Origin of the sequence: Succinivibrio sp. (assembly GCF_045124615.1) — a bacterium.
Classification (GTDB): Bacteria; Pseudomonadota; Gammaproteobacteria; order Enterobacterales; family Succinivibrionaceae; genus Succinivibrio; species Succinivibrio faecicola.
This window is the reverse complement of sequence record NZ_JBGVMC010000383.1, coordinates 1-3257: the sequence shown is the minus strand read 5'-3', so window position 1 is coordinate 3257 and position 3257 is coordinate 1. Positions and strand designations below refer to the sequence as shown.

General features: G+C 35.8%; 4 protein-coding genes. All 4 read right to left on the bottom strand.

The genetic code is table 11. The features are described 5' to 3' along the window. Nucleotides 1-272: 272 nt before the first annotated feature. Nucleotides 273-1115, bottom strand: coding sequence for a MetQ/NlpA family ABC transporter substrate-binding protein (locus tag ACJML3_RS10205; protein WP_406022934.1), 843 nt, complete (start codon nt 1113-1115; stop codon nt 273-275). 168 nt (nt 1116-1283) lie between these two features. Next, nucleotides 1284-1793 (bottom strand): low molecular weight protein-tyrosine-phosphatase, encoded by a 510-nt coding sequence (locus ACJML3_RS10200; RefSeq protein ID WP_406022932.1) that lies wholly within the window; start codon nt 1791-1793, stop codon nt 1284-1286. A gap of 1 nt (nt 1794) precedes the next feature. Next, nucleotides 1795-3021: a beta-ketoacyl-ACP synthase gene (locus ACJML3_RS10195; RefSeq protein ID WP_406022930.1), complete on the bottom strand. Its 1227-nt coding sequence runs from the start codon at nt 3019-3021 to the stop codon at nt 1795-1797. Beyond that, nucleotides 3018-3257: SDR family oxidoreductase (locus ACJML3_RS10190; RefSeq protein ID WP_406022928.1), on the bottom strand; the 240-nt coding region annotated here is incomplete at its 5' end. The genes ACJML3_RS10195 and ACJML3_RS10190, both read right to left, overlap by 4 nt.

The window sequence follows — 3257 nt, the reverse complement described above, 5'->3', positions numbered from 1 at the left end:
GATAAACGCTTGTAGGTTGTATCAAGAGAATGGGTTGCTTTACCTAACTGTCTGTTAGAGTTTAAGCTTGAAACGTTTGTATTTACATAAATTGCCATTTTAAAACTCCCGCTCAATTTATGAGCAATTATCTTCTTGATTTAGTTATCGGCAATTAGTAATGATTTCTTTAATAAAAAATTTTTTTAAGAAAATTTGAGCCTATTTAATTGTTTTGTATAAAAAAAAGATCCCTGATACAAATCAGAGATCTTTCTTTTTCAGGAAATGTATTATTCATTCCACCACTTTGGCATTGCAAAGTTCTTGAATACAGGATCTGAATCTACACCTTTTTTAAACTCAGGATCTAAAACTGCATCTCTTAGGAATTTGCCAACTCCATTTACTCGGTGATTCTGAACTGCAATAACCAGTTTGATTGGCTCTGCAACAGATTCTTTACCGATAGCCTTTGCCAGATCAAGTTTTGCAGCATAAGCATAGTTGCCTGGTACAAATGCTACTGCAACTGAATCAAGAGAGCGTGGTAGCTGTGCTGCTTCCATTACAACGAAGTTTAACTGCTTTGGATTCTTCTCGATATCTGCTAAAGAGGCCTTCTGATCGTCTTTTTCTGCATTTAAAGTAATAAGCTTCAAATCACGGGCAACTCTTAAAGCTCTTGCAAGGTTAACAGGATCGTTTGGAATACCGACAAGTGAACCTTTTTCAATTGAATCTAAAGAGTTGAACTTATCTGAGAATACATAAATACCAAGTGTAGGAAAATTTACAACTGAAGATAAGTGTAGTCCCTGATTTTTCACGATACCTTCAAGATATAACTGATGCTGGAACAGATTTGCATCAATATCGCCTGATTCTAGTGAAGAGTCAGGTTGAACCCAGTCAGTGAATTCAACGAACTTTAGCTCATGACCTTTCTTTTTTACTATTGGGTTTAAATATGTATCCAGGATCTCTCTGTAAGGTCCAGGTACTACACCAACTTTAATAACCTTAGGTACACTTAGATCCTCTTTTGAAGTCGCGCTCTTGTCATCGCAAGCTGTAAGTGATGTTAAGGCAAGTGTTGATACGATTGCGGATAACAGTAATTTCTTAATATTCATAATGATTGTTTCCTTTTTTATTTGTTAGTTATTGTGTGTAATAAATCATATTAAAAACAATCAAAAAAAACTAATACTGTTTTTGGATACTTGGTTATAGCAAGTATTTATAACCAAATGGTATAAAATTGAAAAAGGCTTTGATTTAGTCAAAGCCTTTATAGGAAATTAGATTTTTTCTGATATCGAATCTAATTTGTTTTCGTCAAATTCAATAATGCCTTTTTGTTTTAGCATCTTTAAAAATCCAGCACATCCTAGTTTGATTTCTTCAAATGTTCTTGCAAAATCTCTTGTATACCATGGATCGTCAACATCCATTGGATTATCTGTAAAGTCGAGCAGTTTGCTAACTTTTGATTTGTCTATATCAGAGTGCAGATAATAAAGATTTCTAAGATTATTGTCATCCATAACAATAATATAGTCGTACTCACGACAGTCAGATTTTGTAATCTGTCTTGCTCTTTTATTTTTGTAGTCAATATTTAGTCTGTCTAGGATCTTTGCAATAGGAGGATAAACTGTATTTCCTATTTCCTCAGTGCTTGTAGCAGCAGATAGGATCTTAGAAAATGAATTTGTAAGATTCATTTTCTCTACAAAATACTGTAAAACAAACTGTGCCATTGGTGAGCGACAGATGTTTCCATGACATACAAAAAGAACATTTACCATATTACACACGCTTGAAGATAAGAGATGTATTGATACCGCCAAATGCAAAGTTATTTGACTGAATGAATTCTGTCTCAAGTTTTAAAGGCTCGTCCTTTATGTAATTTAAAGCACCACATTCAGGATCAACAGTCTTTAAATTGAGATTTGGTGCAAACCAGCCTTCATTCATCATATAAAGTCCACTGATAGCTTCAATTGCTCCACAGGCACCAAGAGTATGTCCAAAATAGCCTTTTAGTGTTGAAACATATGGAGAATCACCAAATACATTGAAAGTTGCATTAGTTTCTGCAACATCACCTCTTGAGGTTGCTGTACCGTGAGCAGAAATATATTTAATTAAAGATTTATCTATACCAGCATCCTTTACAGAGCTTTCAATACAGATCTGCATGGTTTGCATGTTTGGAGCAGTAATATGAGTTGCATCACAGTTGGTTGCAAAGCCTATAATTTCACCTAGAATATTTGCACCACGAGCTTTAGCATGCTCATATTCTTCAAGTATTACAGTACCTGCACCCTCACCAATGACAAGACCGTCACGATCCTTATCAAATGGAGATGGAGTAAGCTTAGGTGTATCATTTTTTGATGATGTTGCATACATTGTGTCAAATACACCTACATCTCCAACAGTAAGCTCTTCAGCACCACCGCATAGCATAATATCCTGCTGTCCGAATTTGATTGCCTCATATCCGTAACCTATTGCCATAGAGCCTGAGGTACATGCTGTACAGGTTGGAATAATTCTTCCTGTAATACCAAAGAAAAGAGCAATATTTACTGCAGTTGTATGAGGCATCAGCTTTACATAGGAGTTAGCTGTAAGATCACCTGTGCTCTTGTTTGTCAGAATTGATACGAAATCTAGTACAGCATCAGAACTTCCAAATGAAGAGCCATATGCAATACCACATCTTCCTGATTTTAATTGTGGATCGTCAATTAGTCCTGCCTGCATCAGAGCAAGTTCACTTGCTCTTGTTGACAAAACTGAAACACGGCTCATAGATCTTGTTTTCTTTCTTGTGTAGTGAGTTGGCACTACAAAGCTGTCGCATGGTGCTGCAAGACGGGAAACAAGACCATCTATATCATCCCATTCGTGCATATAACGAACTGCATTCTTGCAGTTAAGATAGCCTTTTTTGTTATCATCCCAGCTTTCACCAAAAGGTGTTACCATTCCAGTTCCTACAATAACAACTCTTCTGGTCATATAAGGCCTCCGTTAACTGATAAAACCTGTCTTGTAATATAATTTGCGCTATCAGACATAAGGAATGATACTGCTGCAGCCACGTCTTCTGGTTTACCCATTCTGTTTGCAGGAATGGATTTTATTATTTCTTTTTTAACTGTTTCATTAAGATCAGCCATATTAGTATCAATAAGGCCAGGAGCTACTGCATTTACTGTAATATTTCTTTTTGGAAGTTCGATGGCAAGAGATTT

Excerpts from the sequence above, each read along its gene's own strand:
- ACJML3_RS10205 (WP_406022934.1), bottom strand. The coding sequence starts at position 1,115 with ATGAATATTAAGAAATTACTGTTATCCGCAATCGTATCAACACTTGCC.
- ACJML3_RS10200 (WP_406022932.1), bottom strand. The coding sequence starts at position 1,793 with ATGGTAAATGTTCTTTTTGTATGTCATGGAAACATCTGTCGCTCACCA.
- ACJML3_RS10195 (WP_406022930.1), bottom strand. The coding sequence starts at position 3,021 with ATGACCAGAAGAGTTGTTATTGTAGGAACTGGAATGGTAACACCTTTT.